Here is a 16,586-nt window from a genome sequence, read left to right as displayed (position 1 = left end):
ACGCCTCCAACGGAGCCTATTGGTAATTTTCAGGCGCCGTGGAAACAAGCGATTAAGTTTGGTGCTCCTCACTGCCGCTTGACGATGTCGTAGAGGCGGCGCTGGGCAGTTTTGGTCGACATGCTTTCGTCGTTGAAGAATTCCGCCAGCACGCCGATCCAGCCCTCCGACATCTGCGTCGGCATGGCCATCGACTGGGCGCTGACGCCGCTGTTCTGGACGATCTTCTCGAGGCCGAGCCGGCCGCAGCGGTCGAGCCCGCTGGGATCGACGTCGGTGCGCACCGGCAGGGAGCCCTTGAGACGGCTGAAGGCCACTTGGTTGTCGCGATCGAGCACCATGCGCGCGAAGGCGCGCTGCGCGTCGGCGGCGTCTTCGCGGTTGGTCAGCGGAAAGGCGAAAGCGTCGATGACCATGAAATAGGCGATCTCCGTGCCGGGCATCAGGCTGCAGCCGAAATCCTTGTCGACAGAGTAGCCACGGGCCACCAGCTCGCCCTTCGCCCAGTCGCCCATGAACTGCATGCCCGCCTTGCCGCCACCGACTGCGGCGGTGGCGTCGGCCCAGGTCTTGCGCCGGCGCGCTGCGGCCGGTTCCGCATAGCGGGAGAGGCGTCGCAGCATGTCGAGCGACTCGGTCATGCGCGGATCGCTAACCAGCGCCGGGTCGCCGCGGATGATCCGGGCATAGCCGTCGGCGCCGAGCTTGGAATACATGATGCCGTTGAAGACGAGGGAGATTTCCCAGGGACCGTCGCCCAGCGCGACGGGCAGGTGGCCCGCCGCCTTGATCTTTTCGGCGGCGGCGAAGATTTCGTCCCATGTCTCGGGAGCCTTCAGGCCGAGTTGGCGGAAGATGGGCTCGCTGGTCCAGAGCCAGTTTTCCGCGTGGACGTTGGTCGGCGCAAAGAACACCTTGTCCTTGTAGGTGATGCGCTCGAGCACGGTTGCCGGTAGGACGCGGCGCCAGTCATCGGCCCTGGCGACCTCGTCGATGTCAAGCACGATACCCATTTCCGGCAGCTCGCGTGAACCCTCGTTCGCATTCCATTGCATGACGGCGGGCGCATAGCCGTTGGCGATGCGATCGCTGACGATCCTCTGGACGGCCACCTTGTTTTCCGCCGGCAGGTCGATCCATTGGTGGCCGGCATCGGCCCATGCCTTGCGCAACACGTCCAGTGCCGCCGCCTCGCTCTGCGAAATCCAGAAATGCACGACATCGACTGCGCCGCGCTGATCGGCGGCTGCAGGTGGCTGGGAGCTTGCCAGCAGCAGCAGCGCCGCGGCCAGGCAGGCCCTTTTGATTTTTCGTCTCATCATCTCCTCCAACTTACGATAGTCACCGCCGGGCGATCCGCCGCAGCGCTGCCGAAGCCTTCGACGCCGGGCGCCGGTCGGCGGCGGCCCGTTGCGGCAGCCGCGCGCCGGCGAGGGCGGCTGGCTCGGGCCGGGCGAAATGGTATCCCTGGCCGATGTCGCAGCCGGCCTCGATCAGGAAGCGTCGTTGCGCTTCCGTCTCGATCCCCTCGGCGACGCAGCGCTTGCCGAGGTTCCGGGCAAGTTGGATCATGGCGCGGATGATCTGCTCGCTGCGGGCGTCCTTGCCTATGCCGTCGACGAAGCTTCGGTCGATCTTCAACTCGTCGAAGGGGAAATCGCGTAAGTGCACGAGCGAGGCGAAACCGGTGCCGAAGTCGTCGAGCCAGATCGACAGGCCGTGCTGACGGAAGCGCGCCACCGTTGCAAGAATCTGGCCGGCCGAGCGATTGAGGAAGACGTCCTCGGTGATCTCCACCGCGAAATCCTGCCATTCCAGGCCGTTTTCACGAACTGCGGCGGCGAAGAACGCGTAACCTTCCTCGCCGACGAGCAGGACCTCGGGCAGGTTGATCGACACGGGACCGGGAGCGAGCCCGGCCGCCCTCCAGGCCTTGAGGTCGCGGCCGACGGCGGCGACAACTGCGCGGGTCATGCCGCGGATGAGCTGCGTTCCTTCCATCAGGGGCAGGAAACGGCCGGGCGGCAAAAGCCCCAGCTCCGGATGCTGCCAGCGCACCAGCGCCTCGAAGCCCAGATGGGCACCGGTCATGAGGTCGACCTTCGGCTGGTAGTGCACGACGAATTCATTGCGGTCGGCGGCAAGCACAAGGGCGAGAGAGAGCTGGTTCTGCTCTAGCCGCCGGGCCAGCGCCGCTTCGTCGAATATGACCGTGGTGTTGCGCCCGGCCTTCGCCGTATAGAGAGCGAGGTCGACGATGCGCATCAATCCGGCCTCGTCCGAGGCGTGATCGGGCACGATGGCGCCGCCGATGCTGGCCGAGACCTGCAGGTTGCGTCCTTCGAAGGCAAAGTCTGCGGCGATCGCCTCGATCGCCCGTTCGGCGACCGCTTCGAGTGCGGCAGCCTCGCCGATCCCTGGCAGCAGCACGGCGAATTCGTCGCCGCCGAGCCGGGCGATCACATCGCTTGCGCGCAAGGTCTTCTGCAGGGTGCGGGCGACGTGACGCAGCACCGCATCGCCCGCGGGATGGCCGAGGCCGTCATTGATGGCTTTAAACCGGTCGAGATCGAGAAGCAGCATGGAGAAGCCGGCCCCTGTCCTTTCCAGCTCGCCAAAGAGATCGCTGAGAGCGGTATTGAAGGACGAGCGGTTGTTGAGACCGGTGAGAGCGTCGGTGTGGGCCAGAAGCGTCAGCCGCTGCTCGAAAGCCATTGTCAGGCGATGCTCGTTGCGCAGCTTCTTGAGGAGCGGGCTGAACAGAAGGACGCTCGCCAGAATGACGGTGGCCGCGATCAGCGCCAGCAGCCCCGTGCCGATCAGCTTGGCGTTGTCGATGCTGACGCCGCTGCGGTCATGGGCGTGGCGGATCAGGTCGGAAAACTGGCGCATCAGCATGCTGTCGGAGGCTACGGCGAAGTCGATCGGGCCCCAGAAGGAGTAGCGCTGCCGCCGGTCCTCGTTGCTGGTATCGGCAATGCGCACCGCCCGCTCGAGAAAGTCCTCGAGCCGGCCATTGAGATCGCGACGCAATTGCACCGCAATCTCGTCGCGCGGATTGAAGCGCTCAAGGAGATTGCCGCCGATGCTTTGGTCCAGCGCGTGCAATTCTCCGCTCATTGCCCGGATATCGCCTATCGCCCGATGGATGTCGTCGCGCATCGGACTGATGATGTATTCCGGCAGGTTGGGGTCGGCCGAAGCCCGCATCAGCGCCCGCGTCTGGTTGGCGAGCTGCTGGAAGCGGATGAACTGGTTGCTGGTCAGGAAGCTGATCTTCTGCTGCAGCGAATGACGGTCAAGGGCGACAAGCATGGTCAGATAGGTGGCGGCGATCAGCAGCGTCATCACAATGACGGCATTCACGTAGTGCCGGCCGATCGACCGAATGTATTTCTCCACCGATTGCCGAGGCCTGCTCAGCGGTTTCGATCGTCCAGTCATCTCGTCAGCCCGCTCCGCTCGCACCTTGTTCCTCCTCCGCCTTTACCGCGATCAGGTTCCGGTATTTGGCAGTTGTTCGCCGGCAGGCCGTAAGCCTTCGCGCGACAATTCCGCCAGGACGCGGTCAAGCTGGGCGGCGACCGCGAACAGGCGGTCCCTGGCGCTTTCCATATCGACTCATGCGGAGGCGGTCCTCGGGCTTGTTGCGGGGGAAAACAGCGATATTCGACACTGGCTATGGCTCCGTATGTATGAATGGGGCGCGAAGGCTTCGGCCCTATCCCTGGCCTGGCCCTCGCCCCGGGAACCGGGGAGAGATGTGATCGGGCGCCGCAAATCTCCTGCTTCCGGCAGAAATCGAGGCGGCACGGGACGGCGTCGTCCCAAGTCTTCGAGGCTCAGAACTCCTCCCACTCGTCGACGGCCGGCGCCGTTGCCATCTTGCCGCCGAACGCGCGGGCGATGCGGCCGCCGAGCGCACGGGCGGGTGAAGCGACCGGCTTCGCCGCCTCGCCGGCGGCGCGCGGGCCGGAGGCCCCTTCGAGCTTGAAGCGGGCGACCAGGTCGCGGAGCTTCGCCGCTTCCAAAGCGAGGTTCGAAGCCGCAGCGGTCGACTGCTCGACCATCGCGGCATTCTGCTGGGTGCTCTGGTCCATCGAATTGACCGCGGTGTTGATCTCGGCAAGCCCGGTGGACTGCTCCTTGGCGGAGACGGCGATCGCGTTCATGTGGCTGTTGATCTGGCCGATGAAGCCGCCGATCACGTTCAGCGCCTCGCCGGTATCGCGCACCAGTCTGACGCCGCTTTCGACCTCGGTCGTCGAGTTCTGGATCAGTCCCTTGATCTCCTTGGCGGCTTGCGCCGAGCGCTGCGCGAGCTCGCGCACCTCCTGGGCAACGACCGCGAAGCCCTTGCCGGCGTCACCGGCGCGCGCCGCCTCGACGCCGGCGTTGAGCGCCAGCAGGTTGGTCTGGAAGGCGATCTCGTCGATCACGCCGATGATGTTGGAGATCTGCTGCGAGCTCTCCTCGATGCGGCGCATCGCTTCTTCGGCACGTGACACGACCTCGGCGGAGTTGGCGGCGCTGTGATTGGCCTGGGTGGCGACCGTGCGGGCTTCCTCGGTGAGCTTCGTCGAGGAGCCGACATTGGCAGTGATCTCGTCGAGGGCAGCGGCGGTCTCTTCCAGCGAAGCCGCCTGCTGTTCGGTACGCTTGGCGAGGTCCTGGGCACCTGACGCGATTTCGCGGGTGCCGTTGTCCATCGTGCCGATGCTTTCGGCAATGGACGCGAGCGCCGCGCCGAGCTGGCGGACCGACTGGTTGAAATCCTGCCGGAGCGGCTCGAAGTCCGCCGCGAAGGCGTCGTTGAGCTGGAAGGCGAGGTCGCCTGCCGCAAGCCGCTTCAGGCCGGCGGCGAGATTGTCCGAGGCGAAGCGCAGCGCTTCCGCTTCGCGCGTCGTTCGGCGCTGCACCTCGGCCCGTTCGGCCTCCTGGCGGCTGCGGGTGTCGGCGGCCTCCTCTTCGAGACGCGCATTGGCAAGTGCATTCTGACGGAACACTTCAACGGCCTCGGCCATGGCGCCGATCTCGTCGTCGCGGCCGGCGAAGGGGATCGGCGACTGCGCATCGCCGGAGGCGAGATTGCGCATTGCGCCGGTAATGCGGGTGATCGGGTTGGCGATACCGAAGACGGCAAAGGCGATGACGCCGGCGCCGGCAGCGACCGCGGCAGCGCAGAGGATGGAGATAAGCTTCAGCGTATTTTCGAGCAGCTTCTGAATTTCCGCACCGGAACGGGCGGCGCCCTCTTTGTTGAGGCCGACGATCACGTCGATCGACTTGGCAACATCGCTGAAGCGCGGCGCCATTTCCTTGGAAATGATCTGCTTGGCCTCATCGTCCTTGGCTGCGGCCGAGGCAACGATCATCCGGCGGCTCGCGTGGATCAGCTGGCTGGCCGTATTCTTGATCTTCGCGAGTTCGGTCTGTTCGTCTGCCTCGGTCACGAGCGCCGCGTAGTCGTCTATCGACCTGAAAAAGCGAGTCTTTTCCGCCTCAATCGCGGTTTCGGCCGCATGTTCTTCATCCTCCGTGGCCGCCAGGACATGGCGATTAAAGGCTACCTTCAGGTCGGAGAGAGCGGCATCGATCTCCTTGGATCGCTCGACGCTCGGCAGCCAGTTGTCGACGATCTCGTCGCTCTTGGCGTCAATGTCGGAGAGGGAACTGATCGATACCCAGGAGATGGCGGCGGTTGTCAGCACCATGCCGGCAATCGAGCCGATCAGGGACAATTTCACGCTTGGTCGTTTCACTATCACTACCTCTGAACTGTATTCGAGAGACCGAGGTCTCCGTTGGTCGAGATTTGGCCGGGATCGCCCCCCTTGCTCCCGGTTCGCCGGCCGGACGATGGGGAGGATCGTCCGGTGACGTTGGCGGCGGGGAACGAGCACGCGACTTTCCTTCCGCGCTCCGTGCCGAGCGCGGCCAGCATCTCCTCGAAAATCATGCGTCTTGGAAATCCCGCGGGCTCATCCCGCTGGAGCGAACGGATACACCGGTCGCCCCTATGAATCGCCACCCAGGAACCTGTCGGACACCGCCCGGCGGTTGTGGAGGCGATTACTATCGCAATCACCACCCAAGCGTTCCTGAGTAAACAAACGCTTAAATACGGTGCGGCTCGGGCAGTTGGCAGCGGAAAGTGGACAGGCCGATGCAGAAAGTGGATAGGTCCAGTGCTCCGATCTGAAACGGATGGGCTGCGCTTAGAGGCGGCCTCCGATGCCACAGCGGACATCGCCGCTTCGGCGATTGCCGGCGGCGGCTCTCCGTCCTATCGTCCCGAACTTCGGGCCGCGAGAGGAAAAAGGACGGCAATGGCCTATCTGTTGGTATTCCTTGGCGCCGGATTGGGCGGCGCCATGCGCCATGGCGTCAACCAGCTTGCCGCGCAGCTCCTCGGTGCCGCCTTTCCCTTTGGCACCCTGGCGGTCAACGTCGCCGGCTCCTTCGCCATGGGGCTCATCGCCGAGTATTTCGCCTTGCGCGTCCATCTGCCTCAGGATGTGCGGCTGTTCCTGGCGACCGGCGTGCTCGGCGGATTCACCACCTTTTCAAGCTTCTCGCTCGACACGATCGGCCTTTATGAGCGCGGCGAGTGGGCCGCCGCGGCAATCTACGCCGCTTCTTCCGTGATCTTTTCACTTCTCGGCTTGCTCGCCGGGGTGATGCTCGTCCGCCTGCTCGCGGCCGGCCAGGCGGCCTGATTATCAAATTTTAGAAATTACTTTTATAGCAAAGCTAATTATTCACGATTTCGCAACCAACAGGTGCCATTTCTTGAGGCAAAGCGAAGCGATGTACGCTCGTCTCAACCGCCATGAGGGCGGGTGGCCTTCGCGGCGCAAGCCGCCGCTGGGACTGGTTTTCACTGCATTGGGACGGTTTTGACGCGGGCTGCGGCATGCGCCCGCTCGCGCCTCCTTGATACGTTGATTCTGAAGGACGCAAGCGAACGGTCCAGCCAGAAAGCGGTCGAGGCGCGGCAATTGCGTTAAAGGGACGAGGAAACATCGATGAGCTATTTCAAGAGCTTCGGGATTGGCGCGCGCCTCGCCGTCGGCTTCGGCTTCCTGCTTCTCATGATGGTCGGCTTGACCATCTATTCGGCCGTTCAGGTCGAAGAGATCAATGGCAATCTCGCTACCATCAACGACGTGAACAGTGCCAAGCAACGCTTTGCAATCAACTATCGCGGCAGCGTTCATGATCGGGCGATCGCCATCCGCGACGTCACTCTGGTGACCTCCGAAGAGGAGCGCAGGAAAGCAGTGGCGCTGATCGAAAAGCTCGCCGCCACCTATGCCGAGAACGAGAAGCGGATGGCCGAGATGATCGCTGCCGGCGCGAGCGATCAGGAAAAAACCATTCTGGCCGAAATCGCCGACATTCAAGCGAAGACCAATCCGCTCGTCGCCGACATCATCGCCTTCCAGGAGAAGGGAAATGGCGACGGCGCGCGCAGGATCCTGCTGGAGCAGGCCCGCCCCCTGTTCGACGCCTGGCTCGGCGCCATCAACAAGTTCATCGACTATCAGGAGGCGCTGAACAAATCGATCGGCAGCCACGTGCGCGATGCCGTGAGCGGGTTCGAATCACTGGCATTCACGGCGCTGGGTATCGCTGCCCTGCTTTCGATCATCGCTGCGGCGCTGTCGGCGCGCTCGATCATCGGACCGCTGTCCAGGCTGCAGCTGTCGTTGAAGGCGATGGCCGAGGGCGACCTGACGGGGGATCGTCACCTCGAAGCACGCCGCGACGAGATCGGCATGCTGGCGCGTGCTGTTGCGGCGCTCAGGGATGCGATCTCCGCAAAGGCGGAACGCGAGGCGAATGCGGAGACGACGCGCACGATGACGGAGCGCCAGCGGCTTGAAGAGGATGCAAAGCAGCGCAATGCCTTGGCGGAGCAGACCGGCCAGGCCGTTCATCAGCTCGCCGCCGCACTGCAGAATCTCGCCTCGGGCGACCTCACCCAGCGGATCGACACGCCGTTCATTCCGTCGCTCGACAAGCTGAGGCTCGACTTCAACGGAGCGGTCGAAAAGCTGCGCCAGGCGATGCAGGCGGTTGCCGAGAATGCAAGCGCGATCGCAGCCGGCGCCCAGGAGATACGCTCGGCCTCCGACGATCTCGCCAAGCGGACAGAACAGCAGGCGGCTTCCGTCGAGGAGACGGCGGCGGCGCTCGACGAGATCACCACAACGGTCGCCGACTCCAGCAATCGTGCCCAGGTGGCGGGCCAGCTCGTTCGCAAGACGAAGGACAATGCGGAGCGCTCCGGACGCGTCGTGCGCGACGCGGTCGGCGCCATGGGCAAGATCGAAACCTCGGCAGTCGAGATCGGCAATATCATCGGCGTCATCGACGAGATCGCCTTCCAGACCAACCTTCTCGCGCTGAATGCCGGCGTCGAGGGGGCGCGGGCCGGCGAGGCCGGCAAGGGCTTTGCCGTCGTCGCCCAGGAAGTGCGCGAATTGGCGCAGCGTTCCGCCAAGGCCGCCAAGGAGATCAAGGAACTGATCAACACCTCGAATGACCACGTCAAGAACGGCGTCGCCCTCGTCGGCGAAACCGGCAAGGCGCTCGAGGAAATCGTCGAGCAGGTCCAGCAGGTCGACGGCAATGTCGGGGCGATCGTCGAGGCCTCCAGGGAACAGGCAACAGGCTTGAAGGAGATCAGCACGGCGGTCAACACCATGGACCAGGGGACGCAGAAGAACGCGGCGATGGTCGAGGAAGCGACAGCCGCCGCCCATGGTCTTGCCAAGGAGGCGGACGCGCTGTTCCAGCTCTTGCGCCAGTTCGACATCGGCGCCGGCGCCGCATCAAAGCGCCCAGCGCCGGCTGCAAGCGGAGGCACGGCTGCTTCACCGGCGCGCCAGATGGTCGCCAAGGTGGCGCAGTCCTTCCGCGGAAACGCCGCCGTGGCGGAGGAATGGCAGGAGTTCTGAGAGGGAGGGAGCCGCGCCGAACTGCCCAAGTGGTATACCCCTCTGCCCTGCCGGGCATCTCCCCCACAAGGAGGGAAATTGGACAAAGGCGAGGCCCTGCCCGACACCAAGCTCGTGAACGCTGAAGTCACCGAATTGGTTTGAGCGAGGCGTTGCCACTCGCCGATCTCTCCCCTTGTGGGCCCCTTGTGGGGAGAGATGCCCGGCAGGGCAGAGGGGTGCTATTTCGTCGTTCCCGAGGTCCGGCTTTTCGCTATTCGAACCGAACCGCCAGACTCCATCTGCCGTCGAGCCTCACGTCGATGCGGCCGGGTGCTGCGACATCGAGGGCGCCGCAGAGACTGCCGGTAGTGACGATCTCCCCGGCGGAAAGCGTGTCTTCCGCCCTTTCTGTCTCATTTGCCCAGCCGACCAGCCAGGCGAGCACATCGCTTGCCGGGTGGTGGGCCTCGCCTGCGAACAGCGGGGCTCCGTCGAGGCTCACTTCCAGCGGCCGCCCCTCCGCGCCGTCGAGAAATTCGCGCGGCAGCTCGGGCCCGAACGCATAGCCCGCATTGCCGAGCCGGTCGGCGAGGAAGAGCAGGAATGGCGCCTTGCCGCCCTCCTCGATGCGGCTGTCGAGCACCTCGACGCCGAGATGGATGGAGCCGATGGCGGCGATCACCGCGTCCCGGCTATAGCCGGCTTCCCGGGGCGGCAAGCCCGCGGCAAGGCGGAAGCCGATCTCCGCTTCGACACGCAGGCCGTTGCGCCAGCGAAAGGTAGCCGGCTCGGCGTCGGCGTGGGCCGCGATCGGCGAGAGACGGCCGGCGACGCTCATGCCTTCGGGCGAGCGGGCCACCTTGTATCCCGCGACGCCGTCCTCGGGCGCGACGAACGCGACCTGCACGGCGATAGCCTCGGCAATGGTCGCCGGCACCGGTAACTCTGCGGCCGCGATGCGGTCCTTTGCGGTTGCAAAGCGGTGGGCGAGATCGGCGGCATCGAAAAGTGTAGCGTGGGTCATGCGGGCATTCGTTTTGGGGGGAATGGTCAGGCGGCGGAACGGGCAGGGACGCCGGTCGATGCCCGGAGAATCAGGCGGCTTTCGAGCGGCGGCGGCGGCGGCGGCTGCCGGCCGGCAAGGCAGGCGAGCAGATAGTCCGCAGCCCGCCGGCCGATTTCGGCATTGTCGACGCGCATCGTCGTGAGCGGCGGATCGGTCTGTTCTGCCATCGCCACGTCGTCGAACCCCGTGATGGAGAGCTCTTCCGGCACGCTCATGCCGAGCGCGCGCGCCTCTATGAGCGCGCCGATCGCCAGCGCGTCGTTGCCGCAGACGACCGCCGTCGGCCGTGGACCCGCCGCTTCCATGATCGAGCGCAGGCTCTCGCGGCCGAAGGCGATGCTCGCCGGCCCCTCGCGCACATGCTGCGGCCTGAGCGCCACGCCTTCCTCCGCGAGTGCCGCGCGCAGGCCTTCGACGCGCGCCACGACCCGGTCGTTGTCGATCGACGGCTGATGGATCAGCGCGAAATCGCGATGGCCGAGCTCGAGCAGGTGGCGGGCGATCCGCCGGAAGGCGGCGGCGTTGTCGAAGCCGACGCTCGGGTGAGGGGAGCCGGGCCGATGTGAATAGGTGACCACATAGGGGACGCCGCGCGCCGCGATCGTTTCGAACAGGCCGGGGCGGTGGGACTCGCCCACGACGGCCAGCGCCTCCACGCCGCGCGCCAGCATGGTGCGGACCTGGTTGGCGGCCTGGTCGGCGTTGTAGTTCGAACAGCCGATCAGCACCGTAACGCCGTCTGCGGACAGGCGCGTCTGCAGGGCGCCGACCTGCGAAGCAAAGACGTCGTTGTCGAGGGTCGGAATGAGCACCCCGGCGAGCCAGGTGCGGCGGCTGGCGAGCGCCGCGCCGGCCGGATGCGGCATCCAGCCAAGCTCGGCCGCGGCCTTCAGCACCTTTTCGCGGATGTCCGGCGCGACCTTTTCCGGCGCATTGAAGGCGCGGGACACCGTGGCGGTTGAAACGCCCGCCAGCGCCGCAACGTCGAGAGCCCGGGCGCCCGTGTGTCCGTTCCGCTCTCTTCCTCCACGTCCCATGGGAATCGATCTCTCCTCAATCGATTAGCTATGTATACGGTTACATGCCCTTTTCCAACCCATTTACTTTCCATTTGACAGGCCGTCTGAAAGTGCTATGTAAGCGCTTACATTCTGATCGGCTGTCCGGAGGCGGTGATGTGCGGAGGCGCATGGCCGGGAGAGCCTTCATCGGAGGAGGAGCCATCTTGTTCGCGATCCGCAAATTCCTGCTGAACCCCGTGGAGTTCCTGCTGGCCCTTTGTCTGGCGGCGATGCTGGTTCTCGTCTTCGGCAATGTCGTGCTGCGCTATGCCTTCAACACCGGTATTTCCGTGTCGGAAGAGCTGTCGCGCCTGCTGTTTGTCTGGGTGGTCTTTCTCGGCGCCGCGGTGACGCTGTTCGAGCAGGCGCATCTCGGCGTCGATACGCTCATCCGCCGGCTCTCCCGCAAGGGCCGGCTCCTCTGCTTCGTCCTCTCCAACCTGCTGATGCTCTATACGACCTGGCTGGTCTTCTCCGGCACCTGGCAGCAGTTCGGCATCAATCTCGGCATGACGACGCCCGTCATGGGCATCTCGCAAGCCTGGTTCTTCGTGCCGGTGCTGATCTTCACGGGTTTCGCGGCCGCCTGGTTCTGCCTCTCGCTGCTGCGTTCGCTCACCGGCCGGATCAGCGACGAGGAACTGATCGGCGTCAAGGAATCGGAAGAGGATTTCGACATCGCGCAATTGCCGCCCGGCAGCGCGCCGCCGCGCTGAGGGTTCGCCGGTAGCCGTTTCAACGCGCCGGCGCTGGCGCTTCCGAAGGTCTGCAGCCTGAATCGGAGGGACGTGATCCCCGAGCAATAGGCGGTAAAGGTTGGTCCGCGATGACAATTCTGGTCTTCATCACCGCCCTTCTCGCCGCGATGGCGATCGGGATGCCGATTGCCTATGCGCTACTGATCTGCGGCGTGGCGCTGATGGTGCAGCTCGCCATGTTCGATCCGCAGATCCTCGCGCAGAACCTCGTCGGCGGCACGGACAGCTTCACGCTGCTCGCCGTGCCCTTCTTCATGCTGGCGGGAGAGGTGATGAATGCCGGCGGGCTGTCGAAGCGAATCGTGGCGCTGGCGCTGGCGCTGGTCGGGCATGTGCGCGGCGGGCTCGGCTATGTGGCGATCATCGCCGCTTGCGTGCTCTCGGCGCTCTCCGGCTCGGCGGTCGCCGATGCGGCTGCGCTCGGCGCGCTGCTCGTGCCGATGATGGTCAAGGCCGGTCACGACAAGGCGCGCTCCGCCGGCCTTGTCGCCTCGGCCTCGGTCATCGGACCGATCATCCCGCCGTCGATCGCCTTCATCCTGTTCGGCGTCACCGCCAACCTGTCGATCTCGAAGCTCTTTATGGCCGGCATCGCGCCGGGCCTGATGATCGGCGTCGGGCTTGCGGTCGCCTGGTGGCTTATGGTGCGCAAGGAGGAGATCGAACTCCGGCCGCGCGCCAGCGGTGCGGAGCGGCTGAAGGCGCTGCGCGAAAGCCTCTGGGCGCTGGGCCTGCCGGTGATCATCATCTTCGGCCTGAAATTCGGCCTCTTCACCCCGACCGAGGCCGCCGTCGTCGCTGCCGTCTATTCGATCCTGGTCGCCACCTGCATCTACCGCGAGCTCAGCCTCTCCCAGCTCTATGCCGTTTTCGTCTCCTCCGCCAAGGTCACGAGCGTTGTCATCTTCCTCGTAGCGGCCGCCCTCGTCTCGGCCTGGCTCATCACCATCGCCGACCTGCCGGGGCAGGTAATCGAGCTCCTGTCGCCGCTGATGGACAGCCCGAAGCTGCTGATGCTGGCGATCATGATCCTCGTCGTCATCGTCGGCACGGCGATGGACATGGCTCCGACCATCCTGATCCTCGCGCCGGTGCTGGTGCCGGTGGTGCAGGCAGCCGGCATCGACCCGATCTATTTCGGCGTGCTGTTCATCATCAACAATTCCATCGGCCTCGTCACCCCGCCGGTCGGCACGGTGCTGAACGTCGTCGCCGGCGTCTCCCGTCTCAACATGGAAACGGTGATCCGCGGCGTCACGCCCTTCATGGTCGCCCAGCTCGTCGTGCTGGGGCTGATGATCGCCTTCCCCGAACTCGTCACTTGGCCCGCCGCCTGGCTGGGACGCTGAATTCCAGAAAATCGCATTTTATCAAGGAGGAAACGACATGCGTAAGACTTTGATGGCCTTGATGACCGGCCTGATGCTGGCATCCGTCGCGCCGCTCTCGGCAAGCGCCGAGATCAACGAGCAGACCATCCGCTTCGCCAGCGCCGGCGCCGAAGGCTCGCCGCTCGTCATCGGCCAGCGCAAGTTCGCCGAGATCGTCAAGGAAAAGAGCGGCGGCAAGATCGACGTCAAGGTCTTCCCGGCCGGCATGCTCGGCGGGGACCTCCAGTCGGTGACGGCGCTGCAAGGCGGGCTCCTGCAGATGTCCGTGATGAATGCCGGCCTGATGGCAAGCCTTGCGCCCGACTTCGCCATCCTCGACCTGCCCTTCCTGTTCGAATCGACCAAGGAAGCCGACGCGGTGATGGACGGCGAGGTTGGCAAGACCTTCGCCAAGGAACTCGACGACAAGAACCTCGTCGTGCTCGCCTATTGGGAGCTCGGCTTCCGCAACCTCACCAACAGCCGCCGCCCCGTCGAGAAGGTCGACGACATCGAGGGACTGAAGATCCGCGTCGTGCAGTCGCCGATCTACCTGGAAATGTTCCAGGCGCTCGGCGCCAATGCGGTGCCGATGCCGTTCCCGGAAGTCTATACGGCGCTCGAGACCGGCACGGTGGACGGCCAGGAAAACCCGGCGCCGAGCATTCTGACGGCCAAGCTTAACGAGGTGCAGAAGTACATCACGCTGACGCGCCACACCTATAATCCGATGGTGCTGCTGTTCTCGAAGCCGCTCTGGGAAAAGCTCGACCAGGAGGAGAAGGATCTGTTGCAGGCCGCCGCCACCGAGGCTGCCGCCTTCCAGCGCCAGCTCTCCCGCAATGCCGACCAGAAGGCGGTCGACGCGCTTGCCGCCTCGGGCATGACGGTCACCAAGCTGCCGCCACAGGAAATCGCCCGCTTCCGCGAGAAGACCAAGCCGGTCGCGGAGAAATTCGCCGCCTCCGCCAATCCGGACCTCGTCAAGGCGCTCAACGAGACGATCGAGCGGGTGCGCTCCGCCAATTGAACTCCTGCCATCGCATGGGGCGTGAAGGCGCGCCCCATGCTGTCCCTTCCGAATAATTCGAGGCTCTCTGTCCATGTACACACCAAACCGCCTGAAGGCCCACCTTTCCGCCGGTCACGTCGCGTTCGGATGCTGGGTCGGCGGCGGCTCGCCGACCAATGCGGAAATCCTCGGCCATGCCGGCTTCGACTTCCTTCTCGTCGATCATGAGCATGGCGTCGGCGAGACCAGCGAGATCATCGACACGCTCCGCGCCATCGAAACGACGCCCTCGCCGGCGCTGGTGCGGGTCCCCTGGAACGATCATGTCTTTTTGAAGCGGGTGCTCGACGCCGGCGTGCAGTCGGTGATGATCCCCTCGGTCGACACGGCGGAAGCCGCACTTGCGGCGGTCCGCGCTTGCCGCTATCCGCCGCAAGGGATCCGCGGCTATGCGGCCGGTGTGGTGCGCGCCTCAACCTTCGGGCTGGAGCCCGGCTATATCCACAAGGCCAACGACAACATGCTGATCGCCGTGCAGATCGAGTCCTTCACGGCGGTCGACAACGCCGAGGCGATCGCGGCGACTGAGGGCGCCGACATCATCTTCATCGGCGTCAACGATCTCGCTGGCTCGATCGGCCGCCTCGAGCAGACCGGCCATCCGGAGGTGCGCGAACTGGTTGCCCGAGCCGAGAGGGCGATCCTCGCCTCAGGCAAGATCATGGGCACGGTGCCGAACGCCGGTGCCTCCGTCGGCGAACTGATCGACCGCGGCTATCGCATCATCGCCGGGCCCCACGACGTGGCGCTGCTGCGCGATGCCGGTCTGGCGGCGGTTGCCGAGTACCAAGCGTTGCGGCAGGCGGAGAAGGGCGGCCAACAGGCGGCCGCATCCTCGCACCTCAAGAAATCTTACTGACCGGGCCGCCCGCCGCGGGGCTCTTCCGTTCCAAGGGTCTTGGGGCCATCGAGGACCACCGGGATCGCCCCTCGGCTCGTGCCGGCCTCGGCGAGCGGCAAAGCGCTTTCGACCGCGCTTCGCCAGGGTTGGTGGGCGACCTCGAGGCCGATCCGATCGCCCGCCGCCGCGCGCGGCGCGTCGCTCCGGACGCCGGGAAGATTGCGGTAGATTTCCAGATAGTCGCGCGTCATCCGCTCCGCCGTGAAGCGGCGCTCGAACGCTCCCCGCACCCTCCGCCGGTCGAGGCTCAGGACCTCGTCCATCCTCGCGACGGCGTCCTCCACCCAGTCGACGAGAATTCCCGACAGGCCGTCTTCGATGACTTCCGGGGCGGAGCCGTAGCGGAAGCCGAGCACCGGCGTGCCGCAGGCCATGGCCTCAATCATCACCAAGCCGAAGGGCTCCGGCCAGTTGATCGGGAAGAGAAGGGCCGCGGCATTGCCCAGGAACTCCGGCTTCCGGCGTTCGTCGATCTCGCCGATGAACTCGACATTGGCATGGCTTGCCACCATCGGCTCGACCACACGTTCCCAGTAGGCGCGATCCGCCTTGTCGACCTTTGCCGCGATCTTCAGCGGCATGCCGGCCCGGGTGGCGATCTCGATGGCCCTCTCCGGGCCCTTCTCGGGTGAGATCCTGCCCAAAAAGGCCAGGTAGTTGCCGGCCGGCTTCTCGGTGAACGGCAGCACCGCGGCGTCGAGGCCATGATAGACGGTGCCCCTCCAGTTCACCGGCGGGATGGGCCGGCGTTGGTCGTCGGATATGGAGACGAGGGGTATATCGGTGAACAGCCGATAGAAGGGCTGGAGATCGGATAAATCGAGGCGCGTGTGCAGCGTCGTCACGGTGCGGTCGGCGAAATCCCTGACAAGGGGAAAATGCAGCAAATCGATATGGAAGTGCAGGACGTCGAACTCCTGCGCGCGGCGGCGCACCTCCTCGAGCATGACGACGTGATGGGGAAGGAAATCGGTCACGTCCGGGTTGAGCCTGAGGGCGACCTCCGAGCAGGGCACCAACTCGGCGGAGGTGAGCGAGTCGCCGCTCGCAAAGAGCGTGACGTCGTGGCCAAGCCTGACGAGTTCTTCGGTAAGGCAATGAACAATCCGCTCCGTTCCGCCGTAAAGCTTCGGCGGAACACGTTCTGCAAGCGGGGCGATCTGGGCAATTCTCATTGCTGAACTCCTGTAACGGAGCGAAGGCGGGGGTGGGGGCGTTCGCTCGAAAAGGGCAAGGTCAATCTCCTGCAACAATTGCCGAAAGCGGCTCTTGTTCCCGAAGGGCAGCCGCCGGCTGCCTGCGGCTGCAGACGCCGCCTTCGCCTCGCAGGTGAGTTGTGCCGAGCGCCCAGAGGACTGCGCGCCGCCGCGGGCGATCGGCGATCGGCTTCAGGCATGTGAGGTACGTCGA

Annotated in this window: 12 protein-coding genes; 6 read left to right on the top strand and 6 right to left on the bottom strand. The window is 65.1% G+C overall.

The window, feature by feature from the left end:
- Positions 1–68: 68 nt before the first annotated feature.
- The 3 genes from NXT3_RS31365 to NXT3_RS31350 all read right to left on the bottom strand — a co-directional run bounded on the left by NXT3_RS31365 (position 69) and on the right by NXT3_RS31350 (position 5,762).
- Entirely contained in the window at positions 69–1,319 is a 1,251-nt protein-coding gene (locus tag NXT3_RS31365; RefSeq protein WP_104841452.1) for an ABC transporter substrate-binding protein, read from the bottom strand.
- A gap of 22 nt (positions 1,320–1,341) precedes the next feature.
- Complete coding sequence (locus tag NXT3_RS31360; protein WP_104841359.1) at positions 1,342–3,444, bottom strand: putative bifunctional diguanylate cyclase/phosphodiesterase; 2,103 nt, start codon at positions 3,442–3,444, stop codon at positions 1,342–1,344.
- Positions 3,445–3,842: 398 nt separating this feature from the next.
- On the bottom strand, positions 3,843–5,762 hold the full coding sequence (locus NXT3_RS31350; protein ID WP_104841451.1) for a methyl-accepting chemotaxis protein: 1,920 nt from the start codon (positions 5,760–5,762) through the stop codon (positions 3,843–3,845).
- 567 nt (positions 5,763–6,329) lie between these two features.
- Between NXT3_RS31350 and crcB the strand changes: the two genes are divergently transcribed.
- Positions 6,330–6,719, top strand: coding sequence for a fluoride efflux transporter CrcB (gene crcB / locus NXT3_RS31340; RefSeq protein ID WP_097526926.1), 390 nt, complete (start codon positions 6,330–6,332; stop codon positions 6,717–6,719).
- Between the two features lie 309 nt (positions 6,720–7,028).
- On the top strand, positions 7,029–8,966 hold the full coding sequence (locus NXT3_RS31335; RefSeq protein ID WP_104841357.1) for a methyl-accepting chemotaxis protein: 1,938 nt from the start codon (positions 7,029–7,031) through the stop codon (positions 8,964–8,966).
- A 253-nt stretch (positions 8,967–9,219) separates the two neighbouring features.
- Here NXT3_RS31335 and NXT3_RS31325 read toward each other — a convergent pair whose 3' ends face one another.
- Complete coding sequence (locus tag NXT3_RS31325; RefSeq protein WP_097526924.1) at positions 9,220–9,972, bottom strand: hydratase; 753 nt, start codon at positions 9,970–9,972, stop codon at positions 9,220–9,222.
- Positions 9,973–9,998: 26 nt separating this feature from the next.
- The gene (locus NXT3_RS31320) at positions 9,999–11,051 is read right to left on the bottom strand and encodes a LacI family DNA-binding transcriptional regulator (RefSeq protein ID WP_097526923.1); all 1,053 of its coding nucleotides are present in this window, start codon (positions 11,049–11,051) and stop codon (positions 9,999–10,001) included.
- Between the two features lie 188 nt (positions 11,052–11,239).
- On the opposite strand from NXT3_RS31320, the gene NXT3_RS31315 reads away from it, so the two are divergent.
- The 4 genes from NXT3_RS31315 to NXT3_RS31300 all read left to right on the top strand — a co-directional run bounded on the left by NXT3_RS31315 (position 11,240) and on the right by NXT3_RS31300 (position 15,134).
- Positions 11,240–11,791: a TRAP transporter small permease gene (locus NXT3_RS31315; RefSeq protein WP_199773432.1), complete on the top strand. Its 552-nt coding sequence runs from the start codon at positions 11,240–11,242 to the stop codon at positions 11,789–11,791.
- 110 nt (positions 11,792–11,901) lie between these two features.
- Positions 11,902–13,182, top strand: coding sequence for a TRAP transporter large permease (locus NXT3_RS31310; RefSeq protein WP_037421249.1), 1,281 nt, complete (start codon positions 11,902–11,904; stop codon positions 13,180–13,182).
- Positions 13,183–13,219: 37 nt separating this feature from the next.
- Positions 13,220–14,233: a TRAP transporter substrate-binding protein gene (locus NXT3_RS31305; protein ID WP_097526922.1), complete on the top strand. Its 1,014-nt coding sequence runs from the start codon at positions 13,220–13,222 to the stop codon at positions 14,231–14,233.
- A gap of 73 nt (positions 14,234–14,306) precedes the next feature.
- Entirely contained in the window at positions 14,307–15,134 is an 828-nt protein-coding gene (locus NXT3_RS31300) for an HpcH/HpaI aldolase family protein (protein WP_104841356.1), read from the top strand.
- Here the strand turns inward: NXT3_RS31300 and NXT3_RS31295 are convergent.
- Positions 15,128–16,351, bottom strand: a complete 1,224-nt coding sequence (locus tag NXT3_RS31295) for a glycosyltransferase family 4 protein (protein ID WP_037421240.1) — start codon at positions 16,349–16,351, stop codon at positions 15,128–15,130. The two genes, NXT3_RS31300 and NXT3_RS31295, sit on opposite strands and share 7 nt — an antisense overlap.
- Positions 16,352–16,586: the final 235 nt, after the last annotated feature.

Origin of the sequence: Sinorhizobium fredii, assembly GCF_002944405.1 — a bacterium.
Classification (GTDB): Bacteria; Pseudomonadota; Alphaproteobacteria; order Rhizobiales; family Rhizobiaceae; genus Sinorhizobium; species Sinorhizobium fredii_C.
The sequence above is the reverse complement of the archived record's forward strand: the minus strand, read 5'-3'. Positions and strand labels throughout refer to the sequence as shown.